Genomic DNA, 15,043 nt, shown 5'->3' on the forward strand with positions numbered 1-15,043 from the left:
AAGGGGGATGTCGCCAGTGTGCTCGGATCGGATCGCCGAGGTGGTCGCGCGCGAGCTCGCCGCCGACCCGGCAGTGGAGGAACGGGTCGCCGAATGCGTGCTTGCCGCGCTCGCAGCTGTCGACGGTGACTCGGCCGCAACGGATTCCGGTGATACCGGGGTCTTTCTGCGGTCGATCACCGTGCAGGGCTTCCGGGGGATCGGGCCCGCGGCGACGCTGCGATTGAACCCCGGGCCGGGCCTCACGCTGGTGGTCGGTCGCAACGGTAGCGGCAAGTCGAGTTTCGCCGAGGCGGCGGAATTCGCGTTGACCGGTGGGAATCGGCGCTGGGACGGCCGCTCGACCGCGTGGCGCGAGGGGTGGCGCAACCTGCACGAGCCCGAGACCGCCCGGATCGACGTCGAGCTGCTCACCGCGGGCGAGGAGCCGCAGCTCTCGGTCGCCACCAGCTGGGACGCGAGTGCGGAGCTGGCCGACGCGCGGTGGACCGAGCGGCGCGGGACCGAACCGGCAGCCCCGATCGACCCCCGTGGCCGGCGGCAACGGCTCGATCTGTACCGGCCGTTCCTGTCCTACAGCGAGCTCGGCGCGCTCGTCGACGGGAAGCCGAGCGACCTGTTCGATGCCCTGCATCGCCTGCTCGGCCTCGACGAGTTGGCCGCCGCGGCCGAACAGATCAGATTGCGCAAGCTCGAACTCGAACGCGCCGTGAAGGATTCGCGCCAGTCCCGCGCCGATCTGCTGGTCGAACTCGCCGAGGCCGACGACGAACGCGCCCGCGACGTGGCCGACCTGCTGCGAGCGCCGGATCCCGACATCGACGCGGTGGCGGCCGCGGTCGCCGACTCGGTTCTCGGTATCGAAGGGCCAGAGGGCTTGCGGGCGATTCTGCGGCTCACCCTGCCCGACGCGGTCGCGGTCGCCGCGACGACGGATCGGCTCGCCGAAGCCGCGCAGGCGGTCGCGCGCTACGCGACCGCCGACGCGGAGGGTGACCTGAGGGTTCTCGAATTGCTCACGCGCGCACGCGAACACGTCACCGCGGGTGGCGAGTGCCCCTGCCCGGTCTGCGGGCGTGGCGATCTCGATACCGCGTGGCTCGCGTCCGCCGACATCGAGATCGCCCACCGCAGTGCGGAACTCGCCGCATTCCAGGCGGCCCGATCGGAGTTCGACAACGCGCTGCTGGCGGCCCGCGCACTCGTCCAGGGTGTGCCGATCGAGCTCGGCGTGGCCGGTGCACGCGGCGCCCGTGCCGAGGGGCGCTCGACCACCACCGCCCGGCCGGCTGCGGAGACAGGTCGCGCCAATTCGCTACCGGGTAGCGCGGATTCGCTGCGCAAACAGCGCGAGGTCGTGGGAGAGCTCTGGTCGCAGTGGGCCGAGCTCGCTTCGCTCGACTACGACCACCGACTCCCGGATCGACTGCATGCAGTCCACCTCGATCTCGCCGCCGAACTCGGTGCACTGCAACGAGATACCCGCGCCGAGCTGGAACGCCTGGACGCGGTGTGGTCGCCGCTGGTCCCGCGCATTCTCGCCTGGCTCGACCCCGCCCGCGCCGTCGCCGACCACGCGAGCGAGCTGCGGGTCGTGAAGAAGGCGGCCGACTGGCTCAAGGGGGCGACGGCGACGATCCGCGGGGAGCGGATGCGGCCACTGGAGACCACGGCACGCTGGGTGTGGAGCACTCTGCGCCAGCACAGCAACGTGGAGCTCGGCGCGATCCGGTTGCAGGGCAGCGCGGGAACGGCACGGCGGGTGGTGCTCGATGTCACCGTCGACGAGGTGGACGGCGCGGCGCTCGGCGTGATGAGCCAGGGGGAGCTGCACGCGCTCGGACTGTCGCTGTTCCTCCCGCGAGCCACGGTGGCGCACAGCCCTTTCCGGTTCGTGATGATCGACGACCCGGTGCAGGCGATGGACCCCGCGAAAGTCGACGGGCTGGCCGGAGTGCTCGCCGAAGTGGCGGCCTCGCGGCAGGTGGTGGTGTTCACCCATGACGAGCGCCTGGCCGAGGCGGTGCGCCGCATGCAGCTCGACGCCACGGTGCTCGAGGTGCAGCGGCGCGAGCGTTCGATCGTCGAGGTCAGGGTGACCGGCGACCCGGTTCGGCGCTACCTCGACGACGCTCGATCCCTGCTGCGCACCCCCCAGCTTCCCGCCGCCATCGCCGACGAACTCGTCGCGACCTGCTGCCGTTCGGCGATCGAAGCGGCCGGGTTGGCGAAGGCGCGACAAGTTCTGCTGGCGGCCGGTCTCGAGCACGGGGAGGTGGAACGGCGCGTCCGCAACGCGCACACCACCCGCGCCATGATCACCCTCGCCATCATGGGCGTCGGCGCCCGCGTGGACGACCTGAACAAGCATCTGAGCGCGGTGGGCGGACGCTGGCTCGTCGGTGTCCTGCGTGACGCCACCGCGGGCGCCCACGTGCCGATCGACCGCCCGATGCGTGAATTGATCAGTGACACCGAACGATTCATCACCTGGTTGCGAGCGCACGAGCCGACCGCGGTGCGAACACGAGCGGCTCGGTGAGGTCGTCGTGAATCGCCGTGGCAGGCCCGCTCGCGCGAAGTTCAGCCCGCGGCCTTCGGTGGCGCAGCGGTTGCACGCGGCCGAGAACCTGTTGGACGGGTCGGTGTCGGATGCCGGTGGCGTCTGGTCGCGGGCGGTGGCGTGGATCCTGCGGCTGGCGCTCGAACAGGCCGTGGATCAATTGTGGGCGCAGGTGGCGCCGGAGTTGATGCGGTGTCCGATGCGGGCTCAGCTGCTGGCGTTGCGGGTGTACGCGGGGGCGGAGACAGCGGGGCAGGTCGGCGCGTTGTGGGCGGCGCTGTCCCGGGCGGCGCATCATCTGGACTACGAGATGGCGCCGAGTGTCACCGACCTGCGGCGGTGGCGGGATCAGACCGCCGAGCTGGCGCGGGTGTTGGCGCTGGCTCCCCTCGCGCACCAGCCGTTCGGGTGAGCGACGCCGACGGATCTGGGGTGCGGGGAGGGCGGGCGGGTCCGGCAGGATGGGGGCATGGGTGAAGTGAGACCGTGTCCGTGTCGTCGTGGTGAGCCGTTCGACGCGTGCTGCGGGCCGATTCTCGCGGGGGAGAAGGCCGCGCCGACCGCGGAGACGCTGATGCGGTCTCGCTACACGGCCTACGTCGTCGGCGAGGTGGACTATCTGCTGCGCTCCTGGCATCCCAGTACGCGCCCCGCCGAGCTCGAGCTCGACCGGGATCAGCGGTGGCTGTTTCTCGAGATCGTCGGGACACAGCGTGGTGGGCCGTTCGACGACAACGGCACGGTCGAGTTCATCGCCCACTACAAGCTCGACGGCACGCGTGACGCGATGCACGAGATCAGTACCTTCGTGCGGGTCGACGGCGCGTGGGTCTACCTCGACGGGACGTTCCAGGCCTGAGACGGGGGATACTGCTCACGTGCCCCGTATCGCGATCGAGTACTGCACCCAATGCCGCTGGCTGCTCCGGGCGAGCTGGATGGCGCAGGAACTGCTCACCACGTTCGCCACCGAACTCGGTGAGGTGGCGCTGGTGCCGGGCGAGGGCGGGATCTTCCGGATCACCCTCGACGGTGAACAGCTTTGGGAACGCAAGGCGGACGGGGGTTTTCCCGATATCGCGGTGCTCAAGCAGCGGGTGCGCGACCGGATCGCGCCCGACCGCGACTTGGGCCACGCCGACCGCCGCGACTGACGTCGCAACGGGAGCCGTGGCCGCGCGCCGTCTCGTCGATGCGGTCAGCAGCAGCCGCCACCACCACAGCAACCGCCCCCCGCCGGACGTGGCGCGGGCGCGGGTGTCGGAGCCGAGCCGCGTCCCACCGCCGCGAAGGTGGTGAGCAGTTTGACGGTGTCATCGTGGCCGACGGGGCACGTGGCGGGGTCCGAGGACTGCGCCATCGGCCGGTTGACGTCGAACGTGTCGCCGCAGGAACGACACCGGAAGCTGTAGTTCGGCATCGACACAGTGTAGGCAGCGCCGACGCCCGACGGATTGCCTGTCGGAATATCGTCGTAGCGCCCTCGGGATGCGGGCGGACGCTTCGGCCCGGCCTCGCTCAGCACATTTCTGGCTAACCGAAACGAAGCGTTGTCCGCCGGACAGCGGCACGCCGGCGTCGGTCGCCGCGGCGGGGCCGAAATTCGACCTGATCGGCCCACTTCCTCCCGTCGCGGGCGACGAAACGCCGCTTCCTTCTGTACCGCGGAGTAACTGTTACCTGCGGAAATGGCGCGTAGGGCGCGTGTACGGGCGGTGCGCACGTACTCTCGTTAGAAGTCACCAGGTGCTGCGGCCAGCGGGAGCAAATGCACAGGCACCCGCCCGGTCGCGCCGGCTAGGAGGTGTGCGATGAGCATTCAGCCCGATCTCGACCACGACATGCGGACGCACGAGGCCGACCCACTGGCGGGCACCGAGTACGGAGTGGTGCGCGGAACCTGGGACGGACCGGTGGCGGTGTGGCGCAGCATTCCCTATGCCGCCGCACCCGCCGGACCGGCTCGGTTCGTCGCCCCGGAGCCGCCGAAGCCCTGGGACGGGGTACGCGACTGTGTGGTCTTCGGCGATATCGCACCGCAGGCCATGGGTGCGATGGTGCCGGTGGGTTCCGACCTGCAGATGGGCGAGGACTGCCTGTGGGTCAATGTCTGGTCGCCGCGGCCCGAGCCGAGCGACGACGAACCGCGCCCGGTGATGGTCTGGTTGCACGGCGGCGCCTACTGCCTCGGCACCGCCGCCCAGACCATCTACGACGGGCGCAAGCTGGCCGAGGCGGGCGACGTGGTGGTCGTCTCGGTGAACTATCGACTCGGGGTGCTCGGCTTCCTCGACCTGTCCTCGTTCGGCGAGCAGTTCACCGCCAACCTCGGCCTGCGCGATCAGATCGCCGCGCTCGCGTGGGTGCGCGACAATATCGCCGCGTTCGGCGGCGACCCGGACAACGTGACCCTCTTCGGTGAGTCCTCGGGCGCGGGATGCGTCACCGCACTGCTCACCTCACCGGCCGCGGCCGGACTGTTCCACAAGGCGATCGCCCAGAGCCCGCCCGCCACGACGGTTTTCGGGCAGGAGCGGGCCGCGGTGGTCGGGCAGCGCTATCTGGAACTGCTCGAGCTCGGGCCGGGCGAGACGAATCGGTTGCTGGAGTTGCCGATCGAACGCCTCGTCGAGATCGGTGCGGTGCTGCTGGACGAGGTACCGATCAAGGAACCGGGCAGGCTCGCCGCGGCGCCGGTCGTCGACGGAGATCTGTTGCCCGGCTATCCGATCGACCAATTCCAGCAGGGTCTCTCGCATCGGGTGCCGCTGTTGATCGGCACCAATCGTGATGAGGCGTCGCTGTTTCGGGTGCTGCGCTCGCCGATCATGCCGGTGACGCCCGACGCGGTGAACGCGATGCTGCGCGACGTCGCCGCGTCGCATCCGGAGATGTCGCACGAGCGGATCGCCGAGATCACCTCGGCCTACCCCGATCTCGCCACCACCCGTGGGGCACTGGCGATGTCGACCGACGCGGCCTTCCGGATGCCTGCCGCCTGGGTCGCCGAGGGGCACGCCCAGCATTCCCCGACCTGGAACTATCGCTTCGACTACGCGACCCCGATGTTGAAAGCGGCCAGGGTCGGTGCGGGGCATGCCACCGAATTACCGTATGTCTTCGGCAATTTCGGCACCTTCAACCACGACCCCACCTTCTGGCTCGGCGGACGCAAAGCCTCGGTCGCGGTCTCGGGGCGGATGCAACGCCGCTGGCTGGCCTTCGCCGAACACAGCGTCCCCGCCGCGCTCGACGGCTCCAAGCACTGGCCCAACTACCGGCCCACCGCCCGCACCACCCTGCTCATCGACACCATCGACCGCGTGGTCGACAACCCGGACGCCGACCTGCACACAGCCTGGGGCGACCAAGCGGTGGGTTTCAGCTAGCAGCCACAGGCCGAGCAGGTCCGGAGAGCACGCCGCCGGGCCCTGCCGAGAAATCGGCGGGACCCGGCGTCGCGGGGTATCAGACGTCGGTGGAGAAGCGGATGCCGCCGTCGGGGATGACCACGCCCGGCCACACGCGCGCACCACGCAGGAGCTCGCAGCGGGCACCGACGTGGGCGCCGTCGCCGATCACACCGTCGCGAACCAACGCGCGGGGGCCGATCCTGGCACCGAAGCCGATGATGGAGCGTTCGACGGTCGCGCCCGCCTCGACGACAGCGCCGTCGAAGATCACCGCACCGTCCAAGCGCGCGCCCGCACCGATCTCGGCGCCGCGCCCGACCACGGTCCCGCCGATGAGCAGCGCGCCCGGTGCCACACCCGCGCCGGGATGGACGAGGGACTCGCCGCGCTGGCCGGGAAGAGCGGGGGAGGGGGCGATACCGCGGACCAGGTCGGCGGAACCACGCACGAAGTCCTCGGGGGTGCCCATATCGCGCCAGTAGGAGGCGTCGACGTGGCCCTGGACGCGGGCACCCTCGGCCAGGAGCGCGGGGAAGACCTCGCGCTCCACCGAGACCGGGCGACCCGTGGGGATCTTCTCGATGTATTCGCGACGGAACACATAGCAACCGGCGTTGATCTGGTCGGTCGGCGGATCCTGGGTCTTCTCCAGGAACGCGGTGACGCGCCCGCTGTCGTCGGTCGGCACACAGCCGAAGGCGCGCGGGTCGCTGACACGGACCAGATGCAGGGTGACGTCGGCGTTGGTCGACTCGTGGGTGTCGAGGATCGCACCGAGGTCGGTGCCGCCGAGCACGTCGCCGTTGAACACCATCACGTTGTCGGCGCGCAGTTTGGGCAGCACGTTGCGGATACCGCCGCCGGTGCCGAGCGGCTCGGTCTCGGTCACGTACTCGAGGTCGAGGCCCAGCTCGGAGCCGTCACCGAAGTGCTCTTCGAAAACCTCGGCCTTGAAAGACGTGCCGAGTACCACGTGGGTGATCCCGGCCTCGGCGATCCTGGCCAGCAGGTGGGTCAGGAACGGCAGCCCGGCCGTCGGCAGCATGGGCTTGGGCGCCGAGAGGGTGAGCGGGCGCAGCCGCGTGCCCTGTCCGCCGACGAGGATGACCGCGTCGGTGCCTGCATTGCCTGCCATCGAGTTTCCCCTGTTCACAGTCGCACAGCGCCCACTCGGGCGCCGGTGTCTATTTTGCCTGCCTCGGCGCCCTACGTGGTTACACAGGCTGTCGCCTCCGGGCGCTGACGAGTCAGGCGGATCGCGCTTGCTCGCGCAGCGCCGATCGAACCGCAATCTTGGAGCGAACCGCAAGTCCGGCCCGCAACGCGCCCCGCAACGGAGCCTGCCACCAGTGCGGATGCCGATCCGCCTGGAAGCGGTAGGCGCTGGCGTGGTGGGCGGGCAGCATCAGCTCGGGATGCTTGCCCGCGGCGTGACCCTTGGCGTGGGTCACCTCGGCGTCCGGGACGAAGACATTGTGCCAGCCCGCCTTGCCCATGCGGTCACCGAAGTCCACGTCCTCCATGTACATGAAGTAGCGCGAGTCGAAACCGTCGATGGTGTCGAACGCGGCGCGGCGCACCAGCAGGCACGAGCCCGACAGCCAGCCGACCACCCGCTCGGAGATCTGCTCGTTCTCCTGGCGGTAGCGCACCGACCAGGGGTTCTTCGGCCAGACCGAGCCGAGAACGGCGTGGCCCGCACCGTCGGCGAGCCCGGGGACCCGACGTGCGGACGGGTAGATGCTGCCGTCGGGCTCGCGAACCATCGGCCCGATCGCGCCCGCCCGTGGCCAGCGCGCGGCGGCTTCGAGCATCTTGTCGATGGAGTCGACGCCCCAGCGGATGTCCGGGTTGGCCAGGATGACGAATTCGATCGACGGGTCGATCTCGGCGACGGCCCGGTTGATGGCGCCGCCGTAGCCGATATTGCCGCCGGTACGCAGCAGCGTGACGTGGGAGTTCGCCTCGGCGACGAGCTCGGGGACGCCGTCGGTCGAGCCGTTGTCGGCCAGGATCACCTGCGGCTTCTCGCTGGTGGCGTCGGCCAGGGTGGTGATGAAGTGCTCGAGGTGCTCACCCGGTGAATAGGTCACCGTGACCACGGCAAGGCCGGCGGGGGCTGGAGAATCGGCGGGGATTGCTGCGTTCACGACTGCGGAGCCTAGTCGGACAACCGGCGCAGTGTGTCGGTGAGTGCGATACGCCAGGGGCGAAGCGGGGTGAGGCCCGCCGCGTTCCAGGCCGCCGGGGACAACACCGAATACGCCGGGCGCGGTGCGGGTCTGGGGAATTCGGAGGACGCGCACGGCCGCACCCGGCCGGGGTCGGCGCCCAGGTCGGTGAAAACCGCCGCGGCGAGGTCGAACCAGGTAGCGGTGCCGGAATTGGTGGCGTGCAACACCCGGGGCACGTCGGGGCGGGTGCTCGATTCCAGGAGCGCGGCGGCGAGATCGGCGGCGCTGGTGGGGGAGCCGACTTGGTCGTCGACCACGGTGACGGTGTCGCGTTCGGCTTCCAATCTGCGCATGGTCGCGACGAAATCCCCCTCGACACCGGCGTACACCCAGGCGGTGCGCACCACGTGCGCGCCCAGCGCGAGCACCGCCTGCTCACCGGCGAGCTTGGACTGTCCGTAGACCGTGGTCGGCCCGGTGGGGTCCCCGGGTTCGTACGGCCTCCGCGCGGTTCCGGGGAAGACGTAGTCGGTGGAGACGTGGATCAGCCGCGCACCCGCCGCGACGCAGGCGGCCGCGAGCACGGCCGGTCCGGTCGCGTTGGCGGCGAAGGCCGCCGCGGCGTCGGTTTCGGCGGCGTCGACCGCGGTGTAGGCCGCGCAGTTGATCACCACGGCTCCGGGTGTGAGGACGGCGTCGACGGCGTCGCGGTCGGTGATGTCGAGTTCGGCCCGCCCGAAGCCGTGCGCAGTGGGGGCCAGGCGCAGGATTTGTCGCCCCAGCAGACCATGTGCGCCGGTTACGATCAGGTGAGCGGGGGCGCGGAAATCGGCGTTCACGCGGCCAGTCTGGCACGCCGGGGCACCTGCGGTTGGGCCCGAGTGTGGTAACTGTTGGTTAGCCTGTGAGGGCTGGTGTCCGTGGACGAGCCCGGGCCAACGACAAGGCGGTGTTTGCCGGGGGTGCAGCGGTCCGGGCGCGGAGTTCGTCGAGAGGATGCACGAGTGCGAGAGTCGACAAGGCCGGTCAGCGGGCCGCCGGGCACCTTCGGTCCGGTCAAACTGATGGTGGCGATCTCTGCGGTGCTGGTGCTGGCGCTCACCGGATTCGCCTGGCGCAGTGTCGACAACCTGATCGCCAATATCGACCGGATCGGTGGGCTCGGTCTGGGCGGTCATCGTGACGGGGCGGTCGACATCCTGCTCGTCGGCGTGGACAGCCGCACCGACGCGCACGGCAACCCGCTCACCACCGCCGAACGCGCCATGCTGCACGCGGGCGACGAGGTGGGCACCAATACCGACACCATCGTGCTGATCCGTGTCCCCAACGACGGCCGCTCGGCCACCGCGATCTCCATCCCACGCGACTCCTACGTCGATGTCGGCGGCCAGGGCAAGGCCAAGATCAACTCCGCGTACGGCGCGACCAAGGAGACCGAACGCGCCGAACTGCTCGCCGACGGCAAATCCGAGGCCGACGCCGAACGCGAGTCGACCAAGGCGGGCCGCCAGGCCCTCATCAAGTCGGTGGCCGATCTGACCGGTATCACCGTCGACCACTACGCCGAGGTGAGCCTGCTCGGCTTCGTCCTGCTCACCGACTCGGTGGGCGGTGTCGAGGTGTGCCTGAACCAGGCGGTGGACGAACCGATGTCGGGCGCGGACTTCCCGGCCGGGCGCCAGCGTCTCGACGGTCAGGAGGCGCTGAGCTTCGTGCGTCAGCGACATGATCTCGAACGCGGCGACATCGACCGGATCGTGCGTCAGCAGGTGTTCATGGCGCAACTGGTCGGCCAGTTGCTCAATGCCAAGATCCTGGCCAATCCCGGCAAGCTCAGCGAGATCAGCGAAGCGGTCGGCCGCACCGTGGTGCTCGACGAGGACTGGGACGTGCTGGCCTTCCTCCAGCAGCTCAAGGATCTGTCCGGCGGCAAGGTGGAATTCGACACCATCCCGGTCTCCGATCTCAACAGCATGACCTCGGCCGGGGAGTCGGTGGTCAAGGTCGACCCCAAGACGGTGCAGCGTTTCGTCGCCGGGCTCGTGGGTGAGGACGAGCAAGACGAAGACACCGCGCCGAAGATCGACACCTCGACGGTGACGGTGAGCGTGCTCAACGCGGGCGGGGCCACCGGGCTCGCCGCCAAGGTGTCGGCGGCTCTGACGGGCAAGGGTTTCCAGGAAGGCACGATCGGCAACTTCACCGGGGGCAGCGTGAGCTCGAGTCGGGTGCTTGCCGCCGACGCCGCCGACCCGAAGGCGGCGGCCGTCGCCGAGGCGCTCGGCGGCCTGACGGTGGTCGCCGATCCGACGGTGTCGGCGGATACCGTGAGCGTGGTGCTGGCGAGCGACTACTCTGGTCCCGGCTCGGCCGCGGCAGGCATGTTCGATCTCGACGCGACATCCTCGGCGACCGCGACACCGATACCGCCCGCCCCGCCGATCGACGCAGGCCAGAACGGACCGAAATGTGTGAATTGACCCATGCGTGAGCCGAACTCGACCCTGACCGACGCCCTCCTCGACCCGATTCTCGAACGTGATCCCGCCGGACCGCGCGTCACCTGGTACGACGACGCCACCGGCGCGCGGATCGAACTGTCCGGGCTGACGTTGGCCAACTGGGCCGCCAAGACCGCGAACCTGATCCGCGACGAATTCGCGCTCACCCCCGGTGCCAGGGTCGCGGTGCTGTTGCCCGCGCACTGGCAGACCGCCGCGGTGCTGCTCGGATGCTGGTGGGCGGGAACCGAAGTGGTGCTCGCCCCCGATCCCGACGCCGACCTCGCGCTGGTGACACCGGATCGGCTCGACGATGCCGACGGTGTCGGTGAGGTGGCGGTGCTGTCGCTGGACGCGATGGGCACGCCGGTGCGTGACCTGCCGGTCGGAGTCACCGATTTCGCGACCGCCGTGCGAGTGCACGGTGATCAGTTCCTGCCCGGTGGTTTTCGGGCCGCGATCGACGGGCTCCCGGTGAACGAAATACTGGCGATGGCCCGCAGATCCGCCGCACTACAAGGGTTCTCCGCCGGTGACCGGGTGTTGTCGAGTACGCCGTGGGAGACAGCCGAGGAAGTGATCGACGGGTTCGTCGCGGTGCTGTTCGCCGGGGCGTCGCTGGTGCAGGTCGCCAACCCCGATCCGGGCGCGCTCGATCATCGGGTCGTCACCGAGAAGGTGACCGTCCGGCGCTGACTCCTACCCAGGTATAGGTCCGGGTCCGCCCCTGGAACGTGTCGCCCATCACAGCCCGTCCGTACTGTGGAAGCAAGTTTTCCGGCTTCGACGGTTGGGGTGGCGATGATCGCGCAGTACTGGGTTCGATGGTCGGCCGAACACGGCGCGCCGCGGGCGATCTTGCGATGGCAGGTGCGGCGCGGCGATCCTTTCGCGACGTTGCTCAACGGTCAGCAGGGCCTGCACGACCCCTATTCGCTGATCGACGAACTGCGCGGTCGCGGCGGCTTGATCAAGACGTCGGTGTCGTTCGCCACGTTCGATCACGCGCAGGTGCGAGCGATCCTGCGCGACCCCAGATTCGGCGTACGGCCTGCCCTCAACACCGATCTGCCCGCTCCGTGGCGCAAGCTCGCCGCCCGGGTCACGGTGCCGCCCAACCCGGTCGAGCCGCCGTCGATGCTGGTCCTTGACCCGCCTGAGCACACCAGGATGCGCAAGCCGGTGGCCTCGGCGTTCACCCCGCGCGCCATCGCCCGGCTGCGCGAGCGGGTGGAAGTGGTCACCGCCGAACTGCTCGAGGCGATGCCCGCGGACGGATCGGTGGACCTGATCACCGACTTCGCGGCCAGGGTGCCGATCGCGATCATCGCCGACATGCTCGGCTTCCCGCCCGCCGACCGTGAGATGTTCCTGCGGTGGGGCGACATGGTGACGCCGTTGCTCGATCTCGGCACCTCGTGGCGGTCGTATCGGGCGGCGATGGCCGCGATCGAGTCCATGAACGACTATCTGGCCGACCACATCGCCACGCTGCGTCGCGCACCGGGTGAGGACATCCTGTCCACCTTGGTGAGCTCGGGCGATCTGAGTCTGCGGGAATTGCAGGCTGGCGCGAGCCTGCTGATGGGCGCCGGTTTCGAGACGACGGTCAATCTGATCGGCAACGCGGTGGCCGCGCTGTCGGCCCATCCCGACCAGCTCGCCCTCGCCCAGGCCGACCCCGAACGCTGGCCCGACGTGGTGGAGGAGACCCTGCGGTTCGATCCGCCGGTCCAGACCACCGCACGCCAAACGCTCGCCGACGTCGAGCTCGATGGCGTCCGGGTGCGGGCCGACAGCACGATCATCTTGTCGCTGGCCGGAGCCAACCGCGACCCGGCGGTCTTCCCCGACCCGCACCGCTTCGACATCGACCGTCGCAACGCCAAGGAGCACCTGGCATTCAGCAGCGGCGTGCACTCCTGCCTCGGCGCGAGCCTGGCCAGGATGGAAGCGGTACACGCCCTGCGCGCGCTCTACACCCGCTACCCGAGTCTGCGTTTGCGTGGCGCGCCGGTACGGCGAAACCTGTTCACGCTGCACGGTTTCGAGCACATGCCGGTCGACCTCGGCCCGGTCGCGCGCGCCTCGGCGCCCGACGATCTGGCAGGCGCCTCGCGACCGGCCTGAACCCGCGAGGTCAGGTGACCGCGCGCCAGCGGTAGCGGGTCTTCGGGCGCCCGGCGCGACCGTAATCGGCTCGGCGCTCGGCCAATCCGTCGTCGGCGAGCTTCTCCAGATACCGCCATGCCGTGATGCGCGAAACGCCGACGGCCGCGGCGGCATCGGTGGCGGTGATGCCCGACTCGGTCGAGCGCACCGCGCGCGACACCTCCTCCAGCGTGTGCTGCACCACGCCTTTCGGCGCACCGGCCTTCTGGTCGGCGGTGCGCAGCGCGCCGAGGGCACGGTCGATGTCGTACTGCGACAACGCCGCCTCGCCCGCGGGCAGCGCGGAATCGAAATCGCGGTAGCGCTCCAGCTTTTCGCGGAACGCGGCGAAGGTGAACGGCTTGAGCAGATACAGCACCACGCCGTGGGCCACCGCGTTGCGCACCATGGTCAGCTCGCGCGCCGAGGTGATCGCGATGACATCGGGACGCGGCTGGAGCCCGTTGAGCGCGGCCGCCACATCGAGCCCACTGATATCGGGCAGCCCGATATCCATCAGCACCAGGTGGAACGGATTGCCCTCGGCGATCGCCTCGGCGGCTACCCGCAGCGCATCGCGTCCGGTATGGACCACGCCACCGGTGACGAAGCCGTCGAGCCGTTCGAGATAGGCCCGATGGGCCTGGGCGATCAGCGGCTCGTCCTCGACGATCAAGACCCGGATCATGACTTCTCCCTCAGCGGAATGCGAACGATGACCGCGCTGTGTGGTGCGGCCGTGGTGGTGATGGTGCCGCGATGTCGGTCGACGAGGCGGTGCACCAGAGCGAGGCCGAGGCCCGCGTGGTCGGACTTGGTGGTGTAGCCGCGTTCGGCGGCACGGGAGAACATCTGGGCCGACATACCGGGCCCGCTGTCGGATACCTGAACCCACAGCGCACCGTCACGATGGCACACCGACACCTCGACGCGCTTGTCCACAGTGCCCGCGGCCGCGTCGATCGCGTTGTCGATCAGGTTGCCGACCAGGGTGACGGTCTCGTGTGGAGACAGCGGATCGGTGGAGTCCAGCGCGGTGTCCTCGCTGATGGCCAGGCTCACCCCGCGCTCGGCGGCCTGGTCGACCTTGCCGAGCAGCAGCGCGGCCAGCGCCGCGTCACCGACGGCGGCCAGCAAACGGTCGATCAACACTTGCGAGAGCTGCAATTCCGCGGTGGCGAAGGCCACCGCTTCGTCGGGGCGACCCAGCTCGACCATGGTGACCACGGTGTGCAGCCGGTTGGCCGCCTCGTGCGCCTGGGCGCGCAGCGATTCGGCGAAGCCGCGCACCGAGTCGAGCTCGCCGAGCACCGCGCGCAGCTCGGTCTGATCGCGGATGGTGAGCACGGTGCCGATCTGGCTGCCCTCCCAGCTGACCAGGTCCTGATTGACCAGCAGGATGCGGTCGGTGGTCACGTGCGTCTCGTCGCGCACCACGCCCCCGCTCATCTGTTGCAGCGAGACGGGCAGGTCGCTGCGGTGCACCGGACCGTCGGGCAGGTCGAGCAGGGTGCGCGCCTGATCGTTGACCACCTCCGCGGCCTCGGCCTGGTCGCCGAACACCACCAGACCCTCGTGCACGGAGTGCAGGACCGCGTCGTGGTGCTCGTAGAGCGCGCGCAGTTCGTCGGGGGCCAAGCCATGGGTCTGGCGCCGCAACCTGCGGCTGATCAGGAACGACGACAGCGCGGCCAGGGCTAGACCCATCGCGGCGACCCCGAGGATCAGGGGCAGCTGGGAGGTGACCTGGGTGCTGATCTTGGCCCGGGTGACGCCGGCCGAGACCAGCGCCACCACCCGGCCGCTGTCGTAGACCGGGGTGACCGCGCGGATCGAGGGGCCGAGGGTCCCGGTGAAGGTTTCGGTGAGAGTCTGGCCCGCCAGCGCACCGTCGATGCTGCCGACGAACGGCTTGCCGATCAGATCGGGGTTGGTATGGGTGTAGCGGGTGCGGTCGGGAGCCATCACGACGATGAAGTCCATGCCGGTGGCCGCCCGGATCCGCTCGGTGGTCGGCTGCAGCAGCCCGCTCGGGTAGGGCGAGTTCACCGCGGCCAGGGTCGACGGCGAGCGTGCCACCGTCACCGCGACGTCTCTGACCTGCATTTCCGCCGCGAGATCATGGTCTCGCCTGGCATCGAGCACCGCCAGGATGGTGCCGACGGCGATCAGCAGCGCCAGCACCACCAGCTGCCACACGAAGGCCTGTCCCGCGAGCGACAGTCGTCCTCGTCGCAC

At 69.8% G+C, this 15,043-nt stretch carries 14 protein-coding genes; 8 read left to right on the forward strand and 6 right to left on the reverse strand.

Annotation, left to right across the window (positions count from 1 at the left end; all coding sequences use genetic code 11):
- The first annotated feature begins 7 nt into the window (after positions 1 to 7).
- Genes ACFWUR_RS16780 through ACFWUR_RS16795 form a run of 4 tightly spaced genes read left to right on the forward strand, consistent with a single transcriptional unit; the run spans position 8 to position 3,717 of the window.
- The gene (locus ACFWUR_RS16780) at positions 8 to 2,542 is read left to right on the forward strand and encodes an AAA family ATPase (protein WP_378907821.1); all 2,535 of its coding nucleotides are present in this window, start codon (positions 8 to 10) and stop codon (positions 2,540 to 2,542) included.
- Positions 2,543 to 2,549: 7 nt separating this feature from the next.
- Positions 2,550 to 2,975, forward strand: coding sequence for a hypothetical protein (locus ACFWUR_RS16785; RefSeq protein WP_378907823.1), 426 nt, complete (start codon positions 2,550 to 2,552; stop codon positions 2,973 to 2,975).
- A 57-nt stretch (positions 2,976 to 3,032) separates the two neighbouring features.
- On the forward strand, positions 3,033 to 3,422 hold the full coding sequence (locus tag ACFWUR_RS16790) for a YchJ family protein (RefSeq protein ID WP_378907825.1): 390 nt from the start codon (positions 3,033 to 3,035) through the stop codon (positions 3,420 to 3,422).
- 19 nt (positions 3,423 to 3,441) lie between these two features.
- Positions 3,442 to 3,717, forward strand: a complete 276-nt coding sequence (locus tag ACFWUR_RS16795) for a SelT/SelW/SelH family protein (RefSeq protein ID WP_378907828.1) — start codon at positions 3,442 to 3,444, stop codon at positions 3,715 to 3,717.
- A 44-nt stretch (positions 3,718 to 3,761) separates the two neighbouring features.
- Here ACFWUR_RS16795 and ACFWUR_RS16800 read toward each other — a convergent pair whose 3' ends face one another.
- A complete protein-coding gene (locus ACFWUR_RS16800) occupies positions 3,762 to 3,983 on the reverse strand; it encodes a zinc ribbon domain-containing protein (RefSeq protein WP_378907830.1) in 222 nt (73 codons plus the stop codon).
- 421 nt (positions 3,984 to 4,404) lie between these two features.
- Between ACFWUR_RS16800 and ACFWUR_RS16805 the strand changes: the two genes are divergently transcribed.
- Positions 4,405 to 5,952 (forward strand): carboxylesterase/lipase family protein, encoded by a 1,548-nt coding sequence (locus tag ACFWUR_RS16805; protein WP_378908013.1) that lies wholly within the window; start codon positions 4,405 to 4,407, stop codon positions 5,950 to 5,952.
- A 79-nt stretch (positions 5,953 to 6,031) separates the two neighbouring features.
- Here the strand turns inward: ACFWUR_RS16805 and ACFWUR_RS16810 are convergent, their stop codons facing one another.
- The 3 genes from ACFWUR_RS16810 to rfbD form a co-directional block, all read right to left on the reverse strand.
- The gene (locus tag ACFWUR_RS16810; RefSeq protein ID WP_378907831.1) at positions 6,032 to 7,111 is read right to left on the reverse strand and encodes a sugar phosphate nucleotidyltransferase; all 1,080 of its coding nucleotides are present in this window, start codon (positions 7,109 to 7,111) and stop codon (positions 6,032 to 6,034) included.
- Between the two features lie 112 nt (positions 7,112 to 7,223).
- Positions 7,224 to 8,126 carry a glycosyltransferase family 2 protein gene (locus ACFWUR_RS16815; RefSeq protein WP_378907834.1) on the reverse strand — a complete coding sequence of 301 codons (903 nt, stop codon included), beginning with the start codon at positions 8,124 to 8,126 and terminating at the stop codon, positions 7,224 to 7,226.
- 11 nt (positions 8,127 to 8,137) lie between these two features.
- The gene (rfbD, locus tag ACFWUR_RS16820; RefSeq protein ID WP_378907836.1) at positions 8,138 to 8,989 is read right to left on the reverse strand and encodes a dTDP-4-dehydrorhamnose reductase; all 852 of its coding nucleotides are present in this window, start codon (positions 8,987 to 8,989) and stop codon (positions 8,138 to 8,140) included.
- 225 nt (positions 8,990 to 9,214) lie between these two features.
- Here rfbD and ACFWUR_RS16825 point away from each other — a divergent pair, with 225 nt between their 5' ends.
- The 3 genes from ACFWUR_RS16825 to ACFWUR_RS16835 all read left to right on the forward strand — a co-directional run bounded on the left by ACFWUR_RS16825 (position 9,215) and on the right by ACFWUR_RS16835 (position 12,784).
- Positions 9,215 to 10,633, forward strand: coding sequence for an LCP family protein (locus tag ACFWUR_RS16825; RefSeq protein ID WP_378908014.1), 1,419 nt, complete (start codon positions 9,215 to 9,217; stop codon positions 10,631 to 10,633).
- A 3-nt stretch (positions 10,634 to 10,636) separates the two neighbouring features.
- A complete protein-coding gene (locus ACFWUR_RS16830; RefSeq protein WP_378907839.1) occupies positions 10,637 to 11,350 on the forward strand; it encodes a TIGR03089 family protein in 714 nt (237 codons plus the stop codon).
- A gap of 105 nt (positions 11,351 to 11,455) precedes the next feature.
- A complete protein-coding gene (locus ACFWUR_RS16835) occupies positions 11,456 to 12,784 on the forward strand; it encodes a cytochrome P450 (RefSeq protein ID WP_378907841.1) in 1,329 nt (442 codons plus the stop codon).
- A 10-nt stretch (positions 12,785 to 12,794) separates the two neighbouring features.
- On the opposite strand, the gene ACFWUR_RS16840 is transcribed toward ACFWUR_RS16835, so the two are convergent.
- Entirely contained in the window at positions 12,795 to 13,493 is a 699-nt protein-coding gene (locus tag ACFWUR_RS16840; RefSeq protein WP_378907844.1) for a response regulator, read from the reverse strand.
- Positions 13,490 to 15,043 (reverse strand): ATP-binding protein, encoded by a 1,554-nt coding sequence (locus ACFWUR_RS16845; protein ID WP_378907846.1) that lies wholly within the window; start codon positions 15,041 to 15,043, stop codon positions 13,490 to 13,492. Before ACFWUR_RS16845 ends, ACFWUR_RS16840 begins: the two co-directional genes overlap by 4 nt.

Source organism: Nocardia sp. NPDC058633 (assembly GCF_042717045.1).
Classification (GTDB): Bacteria; Actinomycetota; Actinomycetes; order Mycobacteriales; family Mycobacteriaceae; genus Nocardia.

Excerpts from the sequence above, each read along its gene's own strand:
- ACFWUR_RS16780 (WP_378907821.1), top strand. The coding sequence starts at position 8 with ATGTCGCCAGTGTGCTCGGATCGGATCGCCGAGGTGGTCGCGCGCGAG.
- ACFWUR_RS16790 (WP_378907825.1), top strand. The coding sequence starts at position 3,033 with ATGGGTGAAGTGAGACCGTGTCCGTGTCGTCGTGGTGAGCCGTTCGAC.
- ACFWUR_RS16800 (WP_378907830.1), bottom strand. The coding sequence starts at position 3,983 with ATGCCGAACTACAGCTTCCGGTGTCGTTCCTGCGGCGACACGTTCGAC.
- ACFWUR_RS16805 (WP_378908013.1), top strand. The coding sequence starts at position 4,405 with ATGCGGACGCACGAGGCCGACCCACTGGCGGGCACCGAGTACGGAGTG.
- ACFWUR_RS16810 (WP_378907831.1), bottom strand. The coding sequence starts at position 7,111 with ATGGCAGGCAATGCAGGCACCGACGCGGTCATCCTCGTCGGCGGACAG.
- ACFWUR_RS16825 (WP_378908014.1), top strand. The coding sequence starts at position 9,215 with ATGGTGGCGATCTCTGCGGTGCTGGTGCTGGCGCTCACCGGATTCGCC.
- ACFWUR_RS16830 (WP_378907839.1), top strand. The coding sequence starts at position 10,637 with ATGCGTGAGCCGAACTCGACCCTGACCGACGCCCTCCTCGACCCGATT.
- ACFWUR_RS16835 (WP_378907841.1), top strand. The coding sequence starts at position 11,456 with ATGATCGCGCAGTACTGGGTTCGATGGTCGGCCGAACACGGCGCGCCG.
- ACFWUR_RS16840 (WP_378907844.1), bottom strand. The coding sequence starts at position 13,493 with ATGATCCGGGTCTTGATCGTCGAGGACGAGCCGCTGATCGCCCAGGCC.